Origin of the sequence: Variovorax sp. OK605 (assembly GCF_900115445.1) — a bacterium.
Classification (GTDB): Bacteria; Pseudomonadota; Gammaproteobacteria; order Burkholderiales; family Burkholderiaceae_C; genus Variovorax.
This window is the reverse complement of the sequence record NZ_FOWL01000002.1, coordinates 182,737-201,035: the sequence shown is the minus strand read 5'-3', so window position 1 is coordinate 201,035 and position 18,299 is coordinate 182,737. Positions and strand designations below refer to the sequence as shown.

Below are 18,299 nucleotides of genomic sequence, written 5' to 3'. Positions count from 1 at the left end.
CGCGCGAGGGCGGTCTAGATTCGATGCCATGACCAAGATCAAGAAATCCCTGCATACCGAGCTGGGCCACAGCACGCCCGACAAGATCACCGTGCGCGGGCGCGACCTGCCCTCCGAGATCCTCGGCCACCTGAACCTCGGCGACATGGCCTTCCTGGAGCTGACGGGGCGCATCCCGACGCCGCAGGAGTCGGTGACCTTCAACGCCATCGTCGTCACGCTGGTGGAGCACGGCGTCACGCCCAGCGCGCTGGCCGCGCGCCTCACCTACGCGGGCGCACCCGAGGCGCTGCAAGCCGCCGTGGCAGCCGGTCTCTGCGGGTTGGGCAGCGTGTTCGTCGGCAGCACCGAAGGCGCGGCCAGGATGCTCTACGAGGCCATTCCCTTCGGCGAGAAGCCCGTGCGTCCGCTGGCGGACATCGCGAAGGACATCGTCGCCGACCACCGCGCGCGCCAGCAGATCGTGCCGGGCCTGGGCCATCCGCTGCACAAGCCGATCGACCCGCGCACGCCGCGACTGTTCCAGATCGCGGCGGAGAACGGGCTTTCGAGCCACTACGTCGCGCTGATGCAGGCGGTGCAGGCCGAGGCCGAGCGCGTGTCGGGCAAGTCGCTGCCGATCAACGCGACAGGTGCCATCGGCGCCATCGCGGCCGAGTTCGGCTTTCCGTGGAAGATCATTCGCGGCTTCGGCGTGATGGCGCGCGCCATCGGCCTGGTGGGCCACATCCTCGAGGAGATCGACGACCCGATGGCCATCGAGATCTGGCAACGCGTGGAAAAAGAAGCCGGCGGCCCGCGCCAGGACTGAAGAGCCCCCAGATGAACAACGCCAACGACAAGAGCTTTCCCGACATCCGCGACGCGGTGCGCGACCTGTGCGCGCAGTTTCCCGACGCCTACTTCCGCAAGATCGACGAGGCCCGCGGCTACCCCGCCGAGTTCGTCGATGCGCTCACCAAGGCCGGCTGGATGGCCGCGCTGATTCCGCATGAATACGGCGGCTCCGGCCTGGGCCTGACCGAGGCCTCGGTCATCATGGAAGAGATCAACCGCTGCGGCGGCAACTCCGGCGCCTGCCACGGCCAGATGTACAACATGGGCACGCTGCTGCGCCACGGCAGCGAGGCCCAGAAGCGCGCCTACCTGCCCAGGATCGCCAACGGCGAGCTGCGCCTGCAGTCGATGGGCGTCACCGAGCCCACCACCGGCACCGACACCACCAAGATCAAGACCACGGCGGTGAAGAAGGGCGACCGCTACGTCATCAACGGGCAGAAGGTGTGGATCTCGCGCATCCAGCATTCGGACCTGATGATCCTGCTGGCGCGCACCACGCCGCTGGCGGACGTGAAGAAGAAATCGGAAGGCATGTCGATCTTCATCGTCGACCTGCGCGAAGCCATCGGCAAGGGGCTCACGGTGCAGCCCATCCTGAACATGGTGAACCACGAGACCAACGAGCTGTTCTTCGAGAACCTCGAGATCCCGGCGGAGAACCTGATCGGCGAGGAAGGCCAGGGCTTCAAGTACATCCTGGACGGGCTCAACGCGGAGCGCACGCTGATCGCGGCGGAGTGCATCGGCGACGGCTACTGGTTCATCGACCGCGTGACGGCCTACACCAAGGAGCGCGTGGTGTTCGGCCGGCCCATCGGCCAGAACCAGGGCGTGCAGTTCCCGATTGCCGAGGCGTTCATCGAAGTGGAAGCCGCCAACCTCATGCGCTACGAGGCCTGCCGCCTCTTCGACGCGCACCAGCCCTGCGGCGCGCAGGCCAACATGGCGAAGTACCTCGCGGCCAAGGCGAGCTGGGAAGCGGCCAATGCCTGCCTGCAGTTCCACGGCGGCTTCGGCTTCGCGTGCGAATACGACATCGAGCGCAAGTTCCGCGAGACGCGGCTGTACCAGGTCGCGCCGATCTCGACCAACCTGATCCTGAGCTATGTGGCCGAGCACATGCTCGGCCTGCCACGCTCGTTCTGAAAGCGAAGCACCTCACCATGAACGAATCCAGAACCCTTGCAGACTTTGCCGCCGGCCTGCAGTTCAAAAGCATTCCGCCGCCCGTGCTGCGCCGCACCGAAGACCTGATGCTCGACTGGCTGGGCTCGGTGCTCGCGGCGCGCACCGCGCGGCCGATTCGCAGCATCGAGCGCTTCGCACAGCTGATGGGCCCCGCCGACGGGCCCAGCGAAATCCTGACCTCGCGCCGCACCAGTTCGCCGCTGTTCGCCGCGCTGGTCAATGCGGCGGCCTCGCACTTCGTGGAGCAGGACGACGTGCACAACGGCTCGGTGTTCCACCCCGCCGCCGTCGTCATTGCACCGGCACTGGCCGTGGCGCAGAGCGTGGGCGCGAGCGGCGCGCAGCTGCTGACGGCGGTGGTCGCGGGCTACGAGGTCGGCATTCGCGTCGGTGAATTCCTGGGCCGCTCGCACTACAGGACCTTCCACACGACCGCGACGGCGGGCACGCTTGCCGCAGCCGCAGCCGTGGGTCGGTTGCTGCAGCTCACGCCGCAGCAGATGCTGCATGCCTTCGGTTCCGCGGGCACGCAGTCGGCCGGCGTGTGGGAGTTCCTGCGCGACGCGGCGGACTCCAAGCAGCTGCACTGCGCGCACGCGGCATCCAGCGGGCTGATGTCGGCCTACCTCGCGCAGGACGGTTTCACCGGTGCCGCGAAGATCCTCGAAGGCGCGCAGGGCCTGGGTGTCGGCATGTCGAGCGACGCCGACCCGGCCAGGCTCACCGACGGCCTGGGCACGCGCTGGACGCTGGCCGAGACCTCGTTCAAGTACCACGCCTCCTGCCGCCACACGCACCCCGCGGCCGACGCGCTGCTGCAGGTGATGACGCAGAACAAGCTCGGGCCCGCCGACGTCTCGCGCGTGACCACGCATGTGCACCAGGGCGCCATCGACGTGCTGGGCCGCGTGAACGTGCCGGCCACGGTTCACCAGGGCAAGTTCTCGATGGGCACGGTGCTGGGCCTGATTGCCGTGCACGGCCGTGCGGGCCTCGGCGAGTTCGACCGCGACTTTCTCGCCCCTGAAGTCTCGGCCTTCCGCGACAAGGTGACGATGGAACTCGACGCCGAGGTCGACACCGCCTACCCCGCGCGCTGGATCGGCAAGGTCAGTGTGCAGACCGCCGACGGCCGCACGCTGCAGGGCCGCGTCGACGAGCCCAAGGGCGATCCGGGCAACAGCCTGAGCCGCGCGGAGATCGAGGACAAGATGCAGCGCCTGGCGCACTACGGCGAAGGCGCGACGGCCGACGAGGCCAAGGCGCTGTGCCAACGTGTCTGGCAACTGGAAGCCACGCCGCGCGTGGGCCGCTGGCTGGGCTGAGCCGCGTCAGGCGAACTCAGGCGAAGTCAGGCGAAGAGCCGCCCCTGGCCGGGCGAACGCGCATCGAGCCCCGCGGCGCGCACCAGGTCCCAGAAGCCCGCGGGCGAACTCGACACCACGGGCACCTGCAGCCGCGCCTCCACTTCGCGCACCGCATCGAGCGTGACCAGCCCGCCGCACGAGATCAGGACGCCGTCGGCGCCCGGTTGCGCGTCGAACACCTTGAGGCACAGGTCGACCAGCACCTGCGTCGGCACCTCGCCCACGGCCTGCACGTCGGAGATCGACAGCCCTTCGAGCCCCAACGGCTCGAAGTCGCTTTGTTCCAGGTACTTGCGCAGGTGCACGTTGACCTCGTCGATGTAGGCCGTGGCCACCGCCACGCGCCGCACCTTCAGGTGGCGCAATGCGCCGACGATGGCGTTGCTCATCGTGCTGCACGGCAGGCCGGTGGCGCGCGCCATCTCGGCCTCGAGCTGGCGATTGAAATCCGCGCCGCGGAAGAAGCTCAGCGAGGTGCCCATGAGCGAGACCGCGCTCACGCCCTCTTCCTTGAGCGCGACGGCCTTCTCGACGACCGAATCGATCACGTCGAGGTACCCGCGCGTGGAGATCTCGCCGAGGCCGAGGCCGCGCGCGCTGAAACGGATGCGTTCGCCGTAGAGCAACGGGCCGTCCACCGGTACGGCGCCGGCGGCCGGTGGAACTATCAGGCCCAGGTGGGGGGGTGTCATTTCGATGGTCCTTGTTGCGTTTGCTGTTGGTTCTCGTGTTCGGGGCGATCAACGACCGCGCTTGATCACGAGCACGTCGATGGCGGGATCGCACCCTGAACAGTGCCCTGCCAACGCACCGCTGCAGACTGCCTAGCTGCCTTCGACCACGATGCGTTGCTCGGTGATGATCCGCTTCCATCGCGTCGTTTCCTCCGCCATGTCCTTGCCCAGCTGGGCCGGCGTGGCGTACGCGCGCAGCGTGCCCTGCGCGGCCGCCGCCGTGCCGGCCTCGGGCGTGTCGAGCACCGACTTCACAGCCGACGACAGCTTGTCGACGATGTCGTTCGGCGTGCCCGCCGGCGCGAGCACGAAGATGCGCGGCGCCACGTCGAAGCCCGGCAATGCATCGGCCAGCGGCGGCACGTTTTCCACGCCGTCGAGCTTGGCCGTGTTCATCAGCGCCAGCGCGCGCAGCTTGCCGGCCTTGGCCTGCGCCATGCCGGCCGTGGCGCTCACCACGCCGATGGGAATCTGCCCGCCGATCACGTCGGGCACGATCTGCGCGGCGCCGCGGTACGGCACGTGCACCACGGTGCTGCCGGTGGCCTGCTTGAGCATCTCGAAGCCCAGGTGCTGCACCGTGCCCACGCCCGAGGTGGCGTACGAGTAGCGCGACGGATGCGCCTTGATTTCCTTGACCAGTTCGGCCGGCGTCTTCGCGGGGAATTCGTTGCCCGTGACGATCATCAGCGGCGAAATGAAGGCGCCCGCCACCGGCTTGAAGCTGGTGAGCGGATCGATGCCGATCTTCGGCTGCAGCAGCTTGGCGATGAGCAAGGCGCTGTCGCCCATCATCAGCGTGTAGCCGTCGGGCGCCGACTTGGCGACGAACTCCGCGGCAATGAGGCCGGTGGCGCCGGTGCGGTTTTCCACCAGCACCTGCTGGCCCAGCGCGGCCGACAGGCGCACGCCGAGCAGCCGCGCCACCGCGTCGACCCCGCCGCCGGCGGAATAGCCGACCACCAGGCGAATGGGCTTGTCGGGGTACTTCTGGGCCCAGGCCATGGGCGCCGCGAGCAGGCCCGCGAGGCCCAGGACCACCGCGGTGCGCAGTGCATGCCGGCGTGCCGGGCGAAGGACTTGTCTGGTTTTCATCATGTCTCCGTTGTCTTTTTCGGGTGTCGCCGGCCGTCTGCGCGGCCTGGTCGTGAAGAGAAGTGTCGGTGCGTCGCGACGCGTGGCTCAGGCCTTGCCCTTGCCGTGCGAGGTCGGCAGCTTCGCCAGCTCGCGCACGCGTTCGGCGTTGGGCGTGAAGCCCAGGCCCGGCGTCTCGGGCAGCGTGAGCCAGCCCTGGTCGGGCACCGGCAGGCCGTCGAAGATCTGCTTGAGCATCTGCACCGCCACGTAGTGGTACTCGACCAGCCCGCCGTTGGACACGCCCGCGTGCAGGTGCATGTTGTGGAACGGCCAGGCGCCGCCGTTGTCGATGGGCACGTTGAAGGCCTGCGCCATGCCGGCGATCTTCAGGCACTGCGAGTAGCCGCCCGAGATGGTCACGCTGGGCTGGAGCACGTCCGCCGCCTGGTTCACCAGCAGGTCGCGAAAACGGAAGGCCAGGCCTTCGTTCTGGCCGCAGGCCAGCGGAATGCGCGTGCGCGCGCGCAGCTGCGCCATCTGGCGCACGTCGTTCTGCGTGAGCGGCTCCTCGAAGAAGCTGATGCCGTAGGGCTCGATGCGCTGCGCCAGTTCGCTCGCATGGAACAGGTCGAGGCCGCAGTTGGCGTCGACGTAGAGCTTCACGTCGGGGCCGACCGCCTCGCGCACGGCTGCCACGCGGCGCACGTCCTCCGCAATGACCTCGTCGAGCGGGCGCGGCTCGTCGCGGCGCGCCAGCGCGTGGTTGCCGACCGTCATCTTCAGGCGCTGGAAGCCCTGCGACACCCACAGCTTCGCGGCGGCGGCGAGCTGGTCGCGCTCGAAGAAGCCGAAGCCGAAGGTGGCGTACACCGGCACCTTCGACCGCGCGCCGCCGAGCAGGCGCCACAGCGGCTGGCCCAGCGCCTTGGCCTTGAGGTCCCACAGCGCGATGTCGAGCGCGGCGATGGCGTGGCTCGCGTAGCCGGTCTGCCCGCGCGGCGAGAGCAGCCAGTAGAGCTTGTCCCACAGGCGCTCGGTGGCCATCGGGTCTTCGCCGATCAGCGCGGGGCCGGCCACCTCGCGCACTGCGGCGGCAATGATCTCTTCTTCGGTGATGGCCGTCATGCCGTGGCCGACGAGGCCGGTGTCGGTCTCGATCTCGGTGAGGCACAGCGACAGCGAGGTCTGCTTGTTCATGCCGACCACGTCGATGGTGACGGGAATGTTCAGCGGCGTGGCGCTGACGCGAACGATCTTCAAGGCTGTCTCCTTTGGTTTGCACGCATCTTTGCGCGCGGGCCGCGGGAGAACAATTCGTTTTTGACGGGATCGAGCCTTCGCGAGCCACGAAGGCTCGACGCCGGGCGCGTTCAGTCGGGCCGGCCGAGGTGCTCCAGCACCGAGCGCGCGGCCACCGTCAGCTCCTGTTGCTTGCGCACGCACAGCAGGTGGCGGCGCAGCGCCCAGGGCGCGTCGAGCTTCAGGCAGCGCAGCTTCAGGATCTGCAGCTGCGGCAGGATGGCCGCGTAGGGCAGCACGCCGATGCCGATGCCCTGCTCCACCATGCGGCACACCATGTCGAAGCTGCCCACCTGCATGCGCACCTTCAGCGGCACCTGCGCCTCCAGCGCGGAAGCCAGCAGCACGCGGTGCAGCGCCGTGCCTTCGCGCACCACGATGTGGTCGTGGCGCAGCACCTCTTCGACGCCGATGCGCTTGCGCCGCGCCAGCGGGTGGTCGCGCGCGATGACCACGGCCAGCTCGTCGGTACGGTACGGCAGGCATTCGAGACCCTCGGCGGGCGTCTGGCCCTCGATCACGCCGATGTCGGCCAGGCCCGCCTGCACGGCCTTCACCACCTCGGTGCTGGCGCGCTCCTGCAGGTCGATCTTGAGCACCGGGTGCAGGCGCAGGAAGGAGCCGATCTGCGCGGGCAGGAACTGCGCGATGGTCGAGGCATTGGCCGTGATGCTCACCACGCCGGCCACGCCGTTCTGGAAATCGTCGAGCTCGGCGCCCAGGCGGTCCATGGCCGAGAGCACGGCGCGCGCATGCAGCAGCAGGCCGTGGCCCGCCGAAGTGAGCGTGACGCCACGCGCATGGCGCACCAGCAGCGGCAAGCGCGCGCGGGCTTCGAGGTCGGAGATGCGCTTGCTGGCCGCGGCCAACGCGATGTGGCAGCGCTTGGCGCCCTCGCTGATGCTGCCGTGGTCGGCCACGGTCACGAACAGGCGCAGCGACTTGAGGTCGGCGGACATCGGGTGCGCGCCTTCAGGACGCCACGAGGTGGTCGAACAGCTCGCGCGCCGACGCGGGCAGCTGCTCGCGGTTGCGTGCGATGAGCTTGAGCTCGCGCTCGGCCCATGCGTCGCTGAGCGCCACGGTCGAGATGCGCATGGCCATCGACAGCCGCTGCGCCGACGAGGCCGGCAGCACGCCGACGCCCACGCCCGCTTCGATCATCAGGCAGATGGCCTCGAAGCTGCTGACCTGGATGCGCGGGTTGAAGCCGCGGCCCGCGAGCTCGGCGCGGCGCTGCAGGAAGCGGTGGATGGCGCTGCCGTGGTGCAGGCCCACGTGCTGCTCGTCGAGCGTGTCGGCGAAGGCCACCGACGGCGCGCCCGCCAGGTGGTGCGTGGTGGGCACCACCAGCACCAGCTGGTTGCTGCCGAAGGCACGCGCGTCGAAGTCGCCGGTGTGCACGTCGCCGGCCAGGATGCCGATGTCGGCCTCGCCGTCGGCCACGGCGCGCACGATTTCCTCGCTCAGGTATTCGCGCAGGTCGACCTGCACCGCGGGGTGCTGCGTGAGAAAGCCCGCGAGCTTCTGCGGCAGGTACTCGGTGATGGAGGTGGTGTTGGCGAACACCCGCACGTGGCCCTTGATGCCCTTGCCGAAGTCCTGCATGTCGCAGCGCAGGTGCTCCATCTGCTGCATCACGCGCTTGGCGTGGTAGAGCACCGCCTGCCCCGCGGCCGTGAGGCTCACGCCCTGCGCACTGCGGTGCAGCAGCTTGCCGCCCACGGCCTCTTCCATCTGCTTGATGCGGGTGGAGGCGGCGGCCAGCGAGATGCAGGCCTTCTCGGCGCCGCGCGTGAGGCTGTGCGCGTCCGCCACGTAGACGAACAGTTTCAGGTCGAACAGGTCGAAATGCAGGTTCACCGGGTGCGGGCACGTAAGAGGGAGGGAACGCGCATTGTCCGGCGAATGGCGCTGCGCGCTGCTTGCGGGTTTGTCCTCAGGCCGCCGCGGCCATTGCGGCGGTCAGAGCCATCCGAGCCGTCACAGCCGTCACAGCCGTCACAGCCGTCACAGCCTTCAGACGGGATCCCAGCTGAACACGTCCGCCGAACGGTCGAGCGGGAAGAAGCTCGCGCGCATCGCCGGCATGGCGTGCTCGGCGATGCTCTGCGGCGTCCAGCCCTCGGCGCGGTGGATGGAGCGCACCGGGCGTGGCTGGCTGATGAGCGAGATCTCGTTGTTGCGCACCGAGAAGATCTGCCCGTTGACCGCACCCGCCGCATCGCTTGCCAGGTACACGGCCAGCGGCGCGACCTTGGCGGGCGTCATCTGCTTGATCTTGTCGACGCGGGCGCGCTGCTCGTCGGTGTCGGTGGGAATCGCGCCGATCATGCGGCTCCACGCGAAGGGCGCGATGCAGTTGGAGCGCACGTTGAATTTCTGCATGTCGAGCGCGATCGACTTCGACAGCGCCACGATGCCGAGCTTGGCCGCCGAATAGTTGGCCTGGCCGAAGTTGCCGATGAGCCCCGAGGTCGAGGTCATGTGCACCAGCGCGCCCGCGTTCTGTTCCTTGAAGTGCGTGGCCGCCGCGCGGCTCACGTGGTACGAGCCGTACAGGTGCACCTTGAGCACCGAGTCCCATTCGTCGACCGACATCTTGTGGAAGAAGCGGTCGCGCAGGATGCCCGCGTTGTTGACCACCGCGTCGATGCGCCCGAAGCTGTCGAGCGCGCACTGCACGATGTGCGCGGCGCTGGCGGCGTCGGCCACGTTGTCGGTGCTGGGCACGGCCTGCCCGCCGGCCGCGCGGATCTCGTCGACCACCTGCTGCGCGGGGCCCGCGCTGCCGCCAGCGCCGTCGAGCGCCGCGCCGATGTCGTTGACCACCACCTTCGCGCCGTGGGCCGCCATGGCCAATGCGATGTCGCGCCCGATGCCGCCGCCCGCGCCCGTGACGACGACCACTTTTCCTTCAACCATGTCTGTGCTCCGGATGTTCATTCGCCCGCGGGTTCGCGGGGGAAATCCAGAATGCCACAGGGCGGGTGGGAGCGGGTTTGGGGTTTCCGAAGAGGGGCTTCAGGCAAACCCGCTCGCGTGGTTGCCCTGTGAACTTTCCACGGTCTGCCGTGTTGGTTGCGGGATTCGGCGGCCGTTTGACCATCGTTTTCAATGATGCCGCGGCATGCGCTTCAGACTTTTGGACAGCGTCCATCACATCTCCAGCGCATGCCTCACCCCCTTGCCACTTCCGTCACGGCTCTCTCCTGGCCATGGGACAGTCCACCGCCCTCGCTGACCGCCTCGCTCGCATCCCGGCTGTCCGAGCAATTCGGCGCAGGCCCTGCATATCTGTTGATCGACCCCGACCACGGCGATCCGCCCGGCGTCGAACTCGACGAGAGCGCCGGCGCTGCCTTCGGGGACGGTGTTCGGCACGCCCGGGAGGCGGTCTGGCAACGGCCGGTCCACACCCTTCATTCCAGTGAATACCGCCGCTTCACCGAGGTGAATTTCCCTTACCTCGTGCAATTCAACGAGGGAAACGATCCCTGGCTGACCACGAGCATCGAATGGGCCGTGCAGGAGCATCTCAACGCCTGTGCCATCGGCACCGGTGTCTACCGTATCGGAGGCTGGGTCCGGCCTCATGGCGAACGCAGTGGCCATGCGCTGGCGCGGCAGCTTGCTCTTCTGATGCATTTCCGCGGCAGCGATGGTTCACCCGGGTTGGCCCGCCTGCAAGACCGGCGTGTGCTGCACCTGCTGCATCAACGCGCCGGCATCGACTGGAGCTCCGGCCTGAAAGGCGTCGAACGCTGGTGCTACCTCGACCACAACCTCGTCCTCCAGACCCTGCAGGGCGCGCCGGGTGTCCCGGGCTTTCAGGCGCTGCCAGCCGCAGCGGTGCACTCGGGGTTGCTCGACCGGAGCATGGCCGTCAATCTTGCCGTCGCCCGCTGGCTTCGCAGTGCATTTCCCTTGCCTGAGAACGCCCTGGCGCTCGTGCTCGACAAGGTGCGTATCGCCGGGCAGCGCGGCGTGCGCCATGCGCAAGACCAGGGCGCCTATGCCGCCGAGGCCTTGATCGACCCGGCCTTCGAGCACTGGCCGGACCTGGACCGCCTCATCAAGACCGTTGCGCGCTTCCACCAGCGCCTGAGCGACGGCATGGACCTCCACAGGCCCGAGTGGACAGGCAAGCCTCCGGATCACTGGCGCCGACCCGAAGAAAGACCCGCATGAGCGACCTGCCCTGCAACATTTGCGACCACAAGATCGGCCTCTCGATCCTGTTGGTGCGCGCTACCGCCATCGCCAGCGACGCAGCGTTCGCTCCCGCCGAGGCGGCCGGGCTGCTGACTCACGAGGCGAGCGTCAAGGCGTTGAAGCTGCCCCCGCTGCAAGCTAGCCGCCACGCCCTGCGCATGCTGCGCCGTGGAGGCTTCGTCTACGCCTGGTACACCCGAAAACCGCGGCAACTGGCCAAGGCGTGGCAGGCCTTCCGCGTGCATGAGAGCGGCGCGCTGATCCCCGAATCGGAAATCAGTTGGGCCGACAAGGCATCCAGCTTCGCCTGCGGCAAGAATGACTCGCACCCGCACGACCTGCGCACCTTGTGCATCCAGTTGCCGGAGGACAACCCGGAGAGTGCCGGCCCCGTGTGGATCGGCTTCAGCATGAACTGGTGGAACGATGCGATGCGCCGACGTGTGCAGGCAAATGCGGCGGCGGCCGGCATGGTGAAGATCGATCCGTTGGCGCTCTTGGGAGGTGTTCCCAACGCCTTCAAGGCCGATGCCATGTCCATCCGGCAGCACGTCGCCGATTTCGCGTTGCGCTCGTTCGATCACGGTGGCACCAAGACCGGCATCAACGTCACCTCGGGTGGTACCGAGCCTGCCACGCCCTTCTACAACGGCGACCACGACAAGACCTATGGACAGGCTGGCAGCCTGGCGGGCGTCATGCGAAGGCAGGCCGCGGGACACCCCCTGACCGCGGGCAGGGAGTTCGTGCTCGCCATTCCCGACCCCGTGGGCCTGGCGGCGGACCTCAACGGCATTCGCGTGGCGAAGAACCGGGCCAACCAGCAGGAGTGGAATGGAAACAACGAATGGGTGCGATCCGAAGCCTGCCACACCACCCTGGAAGGCTTGCGCAAATCGATCGTCGTCGCGGGCATGCGCCAGTCGCGCGAGTGGGGCAGCCGCGCCTCGCAGAAGCAGTGGAACAGCGTCGAAGGCCGGGGCGTGCCCTATGAATGGAAGCCCGACGCCGACGGCGCCTATGCCGCTGACGGCAGCCGGGCCGGGCACATGACACCTGTCGGTCCCGAGGCTGGAGCGATCGGCAGCCGCCTGGAGAACCGGGGCCGGATGCTGGGCGAGCGCAACTGGCGCAAGATCACCGACCAGCTCGACATGGCGCGCTACACGGCCTGGCCTGCCCAGCGCGCCGACGTCGAAAAGCGGCTTGCCGATGCACTGGCGCCCTACGAGGCCGACTGGATCTGCGCGATCGACGGGGAACCGCTGCGGGGCTGCTTCAAGCACCACTTCGACGAAAACGATGCCGGCAAACTCACGGCCCGCGCATCTTCCGGCCTGATCTACGCATCGGAGAGCGATCTGGTCCACTTTCCGCAGCCGCTCGTCCATCGGCACGCCGAGCGTTGGACGGGCTTGATCCTGGACGCCGACATCACCGAGCCGCGTGCCATTGCGCTTCGTGCGATGTTCGGCAACCAGAAGTCGGCGATCGACAAGGTGCAAGCCATCCTCGTCGGCACGGCGGACCGCTCCGAAGGTGACAGCCGTGACAAGACATACGACCTGCTCAAGGGCGTGGTGACCCACGAACTCGGGCAGCGCCTGAACTGGCTGCACCCGCACCTCTTGGCGCTCTCGGCGGGCGGACTGGCAGCAAGCGCAGCGGGTGTGCTGCAGCTCCTGGCGCTGGCCTCGGGCAAATCGCCGACACCGTCATCCGGCAAGCTCAAGAAATACCTTGCACTGCTGTCCAGGCTCACTGCGGCCCAACAACAGCTGGAACTGGTGGTCGAGGCGACCCGGCCCGGCGGCGGCAACAAGGCCGCGCTTTCGGTCGCGCTGCTGATCAAGACCCGGGTGGACGCGAAGACGGCCTTGCACATGCTCAACGGCTATGTGCCCAAGGGACAACCCACCATCGTCGTGGCGCACGGCAACACCGTCGAACTGCAGGTGATCACCGACGTGGAAACCGCGCTCTCGGTACAGGAAGGTCGGACCAGGGCCGAGCAGTTGGCGGGCCAACGCGTGAACGTCGCGCCCACGGGCGGCACAGCGGCGCGCAGCCTCGAAGATCTCCAGCTCCGCATGAGCCGGCTGCGGGTCGACCAGCCCCTCACGCCAGAAGAAGTGGCCGAGGTCATGCGGCGGCAGGCCGTCAAGAAGGAGCTGGGTCTCAACAGCGTCGACGGGCGCCTGGCCATGGGTGCGATGCTGGTGCAGTTCCTGGGTCTGTACCAGGGCTTGCCGCAACTGCTGGCTGAACTCAACAAGAGCCAGCGCGATCAGGACAGGATCAACGAGGCCGCGCTCGGCGCGGCCGACAGCCTGGGTGGCTTTCTGGGTGCGAGCGCGGAGCGCCTGGCCGCTGCGCACAAGGCGGCGTTGATCGTGAAGAAGGGAGGCGAACACCTGGTGGAGGTGAGTACGCGGTTGGCGGTGTTGCGGACCGCGGCTGCGCTGACTGGGGTGTTTGGCGGGGCTATCAACGCGTGCTTGATGCTCAAGAAGGCGGATGGGGCGGAGAGGGAGGGCGACGCTGTGGCTTCGCGCAACTATGCGTACTCCGGCATTTCCTTTTCTTTATTGGCAACTACCAGCATGGTCACAGGAGCCGATGCGGCCACAAAGGGGGTCGTGACTCGCGCGGTCGCCAAACACGTCGTCTTGCGCCTGGCTGGTGCTGTTGCGACCGAGGCAGCAGTCGTTGGCGCAGCCGCCGCGGTAGCAAGCGTTGTGTCAGGCGTAGGCCTCGTTTTGCTGCTTGTTGGTATTGGCAGCTATGTCTACGCGGTTGTCAGCGAACGCGATTCCTACCAACGTTGGGCCGGCCGCTGCTATTTTGGCAAGGACGAGGTGAAGCGCTTCGAGAAGGCCAGCGCCGAAGGAGCTTGGCTCATGGCCATCGAATATGAAGCGGAGGCACAAGAGGATGCAAAGCGCAAGGCGCTGCGATATCCCGATCCTGGACGCCATGACCCACCGCCGAGCAACCCGATGGGCGATGGCTGGGGTGGAGGCATTCTGTGATTGGATTCAACACCAGCGGCATCAGTACTGATGATGCACGACAGGAAATTCTGATTTCGGGGTTACTCCAGCGCTTCGACAAGCGCTTGCCGAGCAGCGGACAAGCAGGGCATCAGGCACGGCTGAGTGGTGTTTATCGGAATGCGATTGAACTCAATGGTGGATCGCTGGTTGCAGCGGGGGGGTATGTTTCTACGATAGGGTTGCTCGGTGCACTCGTGACCATTCGATTCTTCGGTCATGGCGTGTATAGAAACCTAATTGATGGTGCCTACGTTTTCTTCGTGCTGAATGTGTTGACTATCTGGAGTCTTTTTCTCGTCGGTGTTTACTTCGAGATGTTCAGTCCCAGCGAACAACCGATCTATTTCGACCGCGCCCGCCGCAAGGTTTGCTACGTGCATCAAGGCCGGCGAAAGCGCTTTTTCCTTTTCGGTCCGTCCACCGTTGAAGCACGCATGGCCGATTGGTCTTTGGTGGACTGCGAATTGCACGCCAAGCTGGGTGGCAGCACCACCAGCGTGCGACGAACCTGCCACCTGCTTTTTCTGGTTCGAGCAAGCGAGACGGACCCCACCATCGTGGACTGGTTCGTCCTCCCACAGGTTGAGTTCCCCGGGGCCATGTGGGAATACATCCGCGGGTACATGGAAGCGGACATGCCTCCGCTGATTGCCAATGAAGCGCCTCCCATCAAGGGCAAAGGCTTCGACATGATCGAAGCACTCAGGCAGCGCCGCAAGGACTACTGGCGCGACTGGAAGGAGTTTCCCTGGACACAGCTGTGGCAGCACCTTGTCTTGCCGCTTTTCGCGGTGTTCCTCATCGTCAATCGCTTCGTGGTCTGGACGGCGCAAACCGTCTCATGGCCAAGAGAGATCACGGAAGCGCTCGGCGCGCCGATGACCCCCGCCGATGTCGAAGCAGACACGACCAACGAACTGCGCGCCCGACCCAAGAGCTCCGAGAGCTAGACGCGAACGGTGGCATGCCGTGCGGCCAACGCCCGCCGCATCAGCCGGACCTACTGCCGCGCCGTCCGGATGTTCCCCGGCAGCGCCTGCGGCCAGCTCGTGCGGAACGGGTTGATGTCCAGTCCGCCGCGGCGCGTGTAGCGCGCATACACCGCGAGCTTGGTCGGCTTGCAGCGGTTCCAGATGTCCGTGAACATGCGCTCGGCGCACGGCTCGTGGAACTCGTTGTGGTTGCGAAAGCTCACGATGTACGCGAGCAGCCCGGCCTGGTCGATGGGCGGACCGCTGTAGCGGATCTGCACGCTGCCCCAGTCGGGCTGGCCGGTGACGAGGCAGTTGCTCTTCAACAGGCGGCTGGTGAGGGTTTCGTTGACGTGCACCTGCGCGGTGTCGCTGCTCAGCAGCTCCGGCGCGGGCTGGTAGTGGGTGCACTCGATGTCGAGGCGGTCGAGGTCGAGGCCGTCGAGTTCGTGCACCGGTTCGCGATCGAACATGTCGGGTGCCAGCAGCGTCACGCCGATGCCGCCCGAACGGTCGCTGCCGCGCCATGCGGCTTCGGCCAGGTCGGTGCGCAGGCGCTCGCGCACCTCGTCCACGGTCGCGAAGGCGCTGTTGTTGAAGCTGTTGAGGTAGAGCTTGAAGCTCTTGCTCTCGATGATGTTGAGCGTCTCGCACGGAATGGTGAAGTGCGCGATGGCCAGCTGCGGCTTGCCGCGCAGGTTGAGCCAGCTCACCTCGAAGGCGGTCCAGAGGTCGGCGCCGAAGAAGGGCAAGGCATCGGGCTTGATGCCCATGGCCTCGCGCTGCGTGGCGCGCGCGATGGGGAACAGCAGCGTGGGGTCGTAGCGGTCGGCGTAGGCCGAGGCGCGGCCGAGTTGCGACTGTTCAGGCGTGTTGGGGTTGGAGTTGGGGTCTGTGCTCATGGCTTGGCTTGTCTGGCATCCGCCGCGTGCGCGAACGCAGCGATGTGTTGGGCGAGGATGGTGCACACCTCGGGTGGCAGGTCGTGGCCCATGCCGGGCACGGCAATGAATTGCGAGCCCGGAATGCGTTTCGCGGTGTCTTCGCCGCAGGCGATGGGCACGAGCGCGTCGGCATCGCCGTGCAGCACCAGGGTGGGCGACTGGATGCGCGGCAGCACCTGGGGCCGCTCGGCGTCGGCGCCGATGGCGAGCATCTGCCGCATCAGGCCGGCCGGATGGTAGGAGCGCCGCATGCTGAAGGTGAGCCGTTCGGCCAGTTCTTCGTCGGTCTGCGGGTAGGCCGGGCTCTGGATGAGCCGCAGCAGCCGGATGCTGTGCGCGACCAGCTCGGCCTCGCCGCGGCCCAGCGGGCGGCGCATGAGCATGCGCGTGACTTCGCGGCGCGGACCGGGCAGGCCGCGCGCGCCGCTCGAACTCATGACGCTCACGAGGCTGGTGGCGCGCCGGGGCGCGTGGGCGGCCAGGCGCTGGGCGATCATGCCGCCCATGGAGGCGCCGACGATGTGGGCCTTCTCTATGCCCAGCGCGTCGAGCACGCCGAGCGAATCGAGCGTCATGTCCTGCAGCGTATAGGCCGAGCGCACTTTCAGGCCGAGGCGGTGGCGGATGGTTTCCCACACGACGTTGCCGGTGCCCACGTGGTCGAAGCCCTGGCTCAGGCCGATGTCGCGGTTGTCGTGGCGCACCACGCGAAAGCCCGCATCGACCAGCTGCTGCACGAAGCCGGTGGGCCACGCCACCAGCTGCATGCCCAGGCCCATGATGAGCAGGATGACGGGGCGCCCCTCGCCACCGGTGTCGTCGACCTCGATCTGCAGCCCGTTGGCGGTGACTTTCATCGCTTCCTTGTTCGGCGGGATTTGTTCGTCGGGATCTACTTGAACTCGCGCTCGCGCAGCCACTTGGTGGCGACCCACTTCTCGCCCGCCAGCACCGGCGCGCCGCCGTGCAGCGTGCGGGTGACGGGGTCGGGCCGGTCGTAGCTGAAGAACACGCCGGTGCCGCGCACCGGTGCCACCTCCAGGCCCACGTCGGGGAAGGTGGTGGCGCCGCCGCCTTCGGGCTCCTGCAGGTACATCACGAGCGTGGCGACGCGCTGGCCGCCGCGCTTCAGGATGGTGGGCGTGCCGGGCTCGCCGGGGTCGAAGTAGTCGTAGTGCGGGCGGTACTGCGCGCCGGGGGCGTAGCGCAGGATCTGCAGGCCTTCGCCGAATTCGAGCGGCCAGCGCAGCAGCATGGCGATGCGCTGCTCGAGGCGCGCGACGATCTCGTTCTCACCGCGCTCGAAGAACATGCCGTCGCTGGTACGGTCGACGTTCAACACCTCGCCGCCGGTGCGGGTCTCGACGGTGAGCGAGCGCGCCAGGCGCACGCGCGCGGCGGCGATCAGGCCTTCGCACTCCTCGCCCGACAGCAGGTTGCCGAACACCACCACGCGCGGATGGCGCATGGTCTGCAGCACCTGCACGCGGCGGTCGCCGGCGTCGAGGTACAGCGGCGCACCGTCGAGGTCGGGGCCCGGCATTTCGGTGCGCACGGACGGCAGCGCCGCTTCCACATTCGGGAAGCCGGCTTCGAGCTGGGCCAGCGCCGTGTCGGCGGCGGCATCGTGCCAGCCGGCCGCGCGCATGGACGCGCGCAACGCTGGCACCGAGTGCCCGGCCGCGAGCTGGGCTACCAGCCACTCGCGCAGTTCCGGACTGATCGGTTGGGACATCAGACTTTCCTCCTGAACACCAGCCTTTCGGCCGTTGACACCTCTGCAACGAAACCATAACCCTCGAGGTCGAACTTTTCCAGTGCCTTGGGGGTGGCCGCCTTGTGCAGCACGGCCCAGCGGGCCAGCAGGCCGCGGGCGCGCTTGGCGAAGAAGCTGACGATCTTGTACTTGTCGCCCTTCCACTCCTCGAACACGCATTCGACCACACGGGCCTTGAGCACCTTCTTGTCGACCGACTTGAAGTACTCCTGCGAGGCCACGTTGACGACCACCGGCGTGCGGTCGGCCGCCAGGCGCTCGTTCAGGTGCTCGGCAATGCGCGAGCCCCAGAAGGCGTACAGGTCCTTGCCATGGCGGTTGGCCAGTGGCGTGCCCATTTCGAGGCGGTAGGGTTGCAGCAGGTCGAGCGGGCGCAGCAGGCCGTACAGCCCGCTGAGGATGCACACGTGCTCCTGGGCCCAGCCCAGCTGCGCCTGGGTGAGCGTGCGGGCGTCGAGGCCGCCGTACACGTCGCCGTCGAAGGCGAAGGCGGCCTGGCGGGCGTTCTTCTCGGTGCTCTTGCTCGACCAGGCCTCGTAGCGGGCCACGTTCAGGGCGGAGAGCTTGTCCGACAGGTGCATGAGCTCGGCGATCTGCTGGGGCGACTTCTCGCGCAGCAGCTTGATGAGCTCGACCGAGGGGCCGCGCGGGGACTCGAAATGGGGTTGGGTGGCGGGGATTTCGGAGGGGACCGGGGTGTCGTAGTCGAGCGACTTTGCAGGGGAGAGCAGGAACAGCATCCCGGAATTATGAGTGGCGCCCGTGACGCGGAGCGGCCCCGGTAAAATCCCCGGCAATCCCACCTTTGTCACCAACGGCACCCGAGGGTGC

General features: G+C 67.5%; 16 protein-coding genes. 6 read left to right on the top strand and 10 right to left on the bottom strand.

The genetic code is table 11. From position 1 onward, the window contains the following. The first annotated feature begins 28 nt into the window (after positions 1-28). Genes BM013_RS05315 through BM013_RS05305 form a run of 3 tightly spaced genes read left to right on the top strand, consistent with a single transcriptional unit; the run spans position 29 to position 3,353 of the window. Positions 29-811 (top strand): citryl-CoA lyase, encoded by a 783-nt coding sequence (locus tag BM013_RS05315; RefSeq protein ID WP_093123784.1) that lies wholly within the window; start codon positions 29-31, stop codon positions 809-811. Between the two features lie 11 nt (positions 812-822). After that, the gene (locus tag BM013_RS05310) at positions 823-1,986 is read left to right on the top strand and encodes an acyl-CoA dehydrogenase family protein (RefSeq protein WP_093123782.1); all 1,164 of its coding nucleotides are present in this window, start codon (positions 823-825) and stop codon (positions 1,984-1,986) included. Between the two features lie 17 nt (positions 1,987-2,003). Next, entirely contained in the window at positions 2,004-3,353 is a 1,350-nt protein-coding gene (locus BM013_RS05305) for an MmgE/PrpD family protein (protein WP_093123779.1), read from the top strand. Between the two features lie 26 nt (positions 3,354-3,379). Here the strand turns inward: BM013_RS05305 and BM013_RS05300 are convergent, their stop codons facing one another. The 6 genes from BM013_RS05300 to BM013_RS05275 form a co-directional block, all read right to left on the bottom strand. Then, on the bottom strand, positions 3,380-4,087 hold the full coding sequence (locus tag BM013_RS05300) for an arylmalonate decarboxylase (RefSeq protein WP_093123777.1): 708 nt from the start codon (positions 4,085-4,087) through the stop codon (positions 3,380-3,382). Between the two features lie 132 nt (positions 4,088-4,219). Next, positions 4,220-5,224: a Bug family tripartite tricarboxylate transporter substrate binding protein gene (locus BM013_RS05295; protein WP_093125144.1), complete on the bottom strand. Its 1,005-nt coding sequence runs from the start codon at positions 5,222-5,224 to the stop codon at positions 4,220-4,222. Positions 5,225-5,311: 87 nt separating this feature from the next. Then, the gene (locus BM013_RS05290) at positions 5,312-6,466 is read right to left on the bottom strand and encodes a mandelate racemase/muconate lactonizing enzyme family protein (protein ID WP_093123774.1); all 1,155 of its coding nucleotides are present in this window, start codon (positions 6,464-6,466) and stop codon (positions 5,312-5,314) included. 110 nt (positions 6,467-6,576) lie between these two features. Continuing rightward, positions 6,577-7,464: a LysR family transcriptional regulator gene (locus BM013_RS05285; protein ID WP_093123772.1), complete on the bottom strand. Its 888-nt coding sequence runs from the start codon at positions 7,462-7,464 to the stop codon at positions 6,577-6,579. Between the two features lie 13 nt (positions 7,465-7,477). Beyond that, entirely contained in the window at positions 7,478-8,368 is an 891-nt protein-coding gene (locus tag BM013_RS05280) for a LysR family transcriptional regulator (RefSeq protein ID WP_093123769.1), read from the bottom strand. Positions 8,369-8,524: 156 nt separating this feature from the next. Beyond that, positions 8,525-9,430: an SDR family NAD(P)-dependent oxidoreductase gene (locus tag BM013_RS05275; protein ID WP_093123766.1), complete on the bottom strand. Its 906-nt coding sequence runs from the start codon at positions 9,428-9,430 to the stop codon at positions 8,525-8,527. 375 nt (positions 9,431-9,805) lie between these two features. Between BM013_RS05275 and BM013_RS05270 the strand changes: the two genes are divergently transcribed. From BM013_RS05270 to BM013_RS05260, 3 genes are read left to right on the top strand one after another with little or no spacing between them, the layout of a single operon-like run. Further along, positions 9,806-10,696, top strand: a complete 891-nt coding sequence (locus BM013_RS05270; protein ID WP_093123763.1) for a DUF4123 domain-containing protein — start codon at positions 9,806-9,808, stop codon at positions 10,694-10,696. Continuing rightward, positions 10,693-13,752: a T6SS effector BTH_I2691 family protein gene (locus tag BM013_RS05265; protein ID WP_093123760.1), complete on the top strand. Its 3,060-nt coding sequence runs from the start codon at positions 10,693-10,695 to the stop codon at positions 13,750-13,752. Before BM013_RS05270 ends, BM013_RS05265 begins: the two co-directional genes overlap by 4 nt. Beyond that, a complete protein-coding gene (locus BM013_RS05260) occupies positions 13,749-14,726 on the top strand; it encodes a DUF6708 domain-containing protein (protein WP_143098231.1) in 978 nt (325 codons plus the stop codon). Before BM013_RS05265 ends, BM013_RS05260 begins: the two co-directional genes overlap by 4 nt. A 50-nt stretch (positions 14,727-14,776) precedes the next feature. Here the strand turns inward: BM013_RS05260 and queF are convergent, their stop codons facing one another. From queF to yaaA, 4 genes are read right to left on the bottom strand one after another with little or no spacing between them, the layout of a single operon-like run. After that, positions 14,777-15,649: an NADPH-dependent 7-cyano-7-deazaguanine reductase QueF gene (gene queF / locus BM013_RS05255; protein WP_093123754.1), complete on the bottom strand. Its 873-nt coding sequence runs from the start codon at positions 15,647-15,649 to the stop codon at positions 14,777-14,779. Continuing rightward, complete coding sequence (locus BM013_RS05250) at positions 15,646-16,548, bottom strand: alpha/beta hydrolase (RefSeq protein ID WP_093123752.1); 903 nt, start codon at positions 16,546-16,548, stop codon at positions 15,646-15,648. Before BM013_RS05250 ends, queF begins: the two co-directional genes overlap by 4 nt. 35 nt (positions 16,549-16,583) lie before the next feature. Next, a complete protein-coding gene (locus tag BM013_RS05245) occupies positions 16,584-17,426 on the bottom strand; it encodes a 2OG-Fe(II) oxygenase (RefSeq protein WP_093123749.1) in 843 nt (280 codons plus the stop codon). Continuing rightward, complete coding sequence (gene yaaA / locus BM013_RS05240) at positions 17,426-18,208, bottom strand: peroxide stress protein YaaA (protein ID WP_093123746.1); 783 nt, start codon at positions 18,206-18,208, stop codon at positions 17,426-17,428. The genes BM013_RS05245 and yaaA overlap by 1 nt, the downstream gene beginning before the upstream one ends. Between the last annotated feature and the right edge of the window lie 91 nt (positions 18,209-18,299).

Coding starts and splice junctions, on each gene's coding strand:
- BM013_RS05305 (WP_093123779.1), top strand. CDS start 2,004: ATGAACGAATCCAGAACCCTTGCAGACTTTGCCGCCGGCCTGCAGTTC.
- BM013_RS05285 (WP_093123772.1), bottom strand. CDS start 7,464: ATGTCCGCCGACCTCAAGTCGCTGCGCCTGTTCGTGACCGTGGCCGAC.
- BM013_RS05300 (WP_093123777.1), bottom strand. CDS start 4,087: ATGACACCCCCCCACCTGGGCCTGATAGTTCCACCGGCCGCCGGCGCC.
- BM013_RS05275 (WP_093123766.1), bottom strand. CDS start 9,430: ATGGTTGAAGGAAAAGTGGTCGTCGTCACGGGCGCGGGCGGCGGCATC.
- BM013_RS05250 (WP_093123752.1), bottom strand. CDS start 16,548: ATGAAAGTCACCGCCAACGGGCTGCAGATCGAGGTCGACGACACCGGT.
- BM013_RS05310 (WP_093123782.1), top strand. CDS start 823: ATGAACAACGCCAACGACAAGAGCTTTCCCGACATCCGCGACGCGGTG.
- BM013_RS05295 (WP_093125144.1), bottom strand. CDS start 5,224: ATGAAAACCAGACAAGTCCTTCGCCCGGCACGCCGGCATGCACTGCGC.
- BM013_RS05315 (WP_093123784.1), top strand. CDS start 29: ATGACCAAGATCAAGAAATCCCTGCATACCGAGCTGGGCCACAGCACG.
- BM013_RS05265 (WP_093123760.1), top strand. CDS start 10,693: ATGAGCGACCTGCCCTGCAACATTTGCGACCACAAGATCGGCCTCTCG.
- BM013_RS05245 (WP_093123749.1), bottom strand. CDS start 17,426: ATGTCCCAACCGATCAGTCCGGAACTGCGCGAGTGGCTGGTAGCCCAG.
- queF (WP_093123754.1), bottom strand. CDS start 15,649: ATGAGCACAGACCCCAACTCCAACCCCAACACGCCTGAACAGTCGCAA.
- yaaA (WP_093123746.1), bottom strand. CDS start 18,208: ATGCTGTTCCTGCTCTCCCCTGCAAAGTCGCTCGACTACGACACCCCG.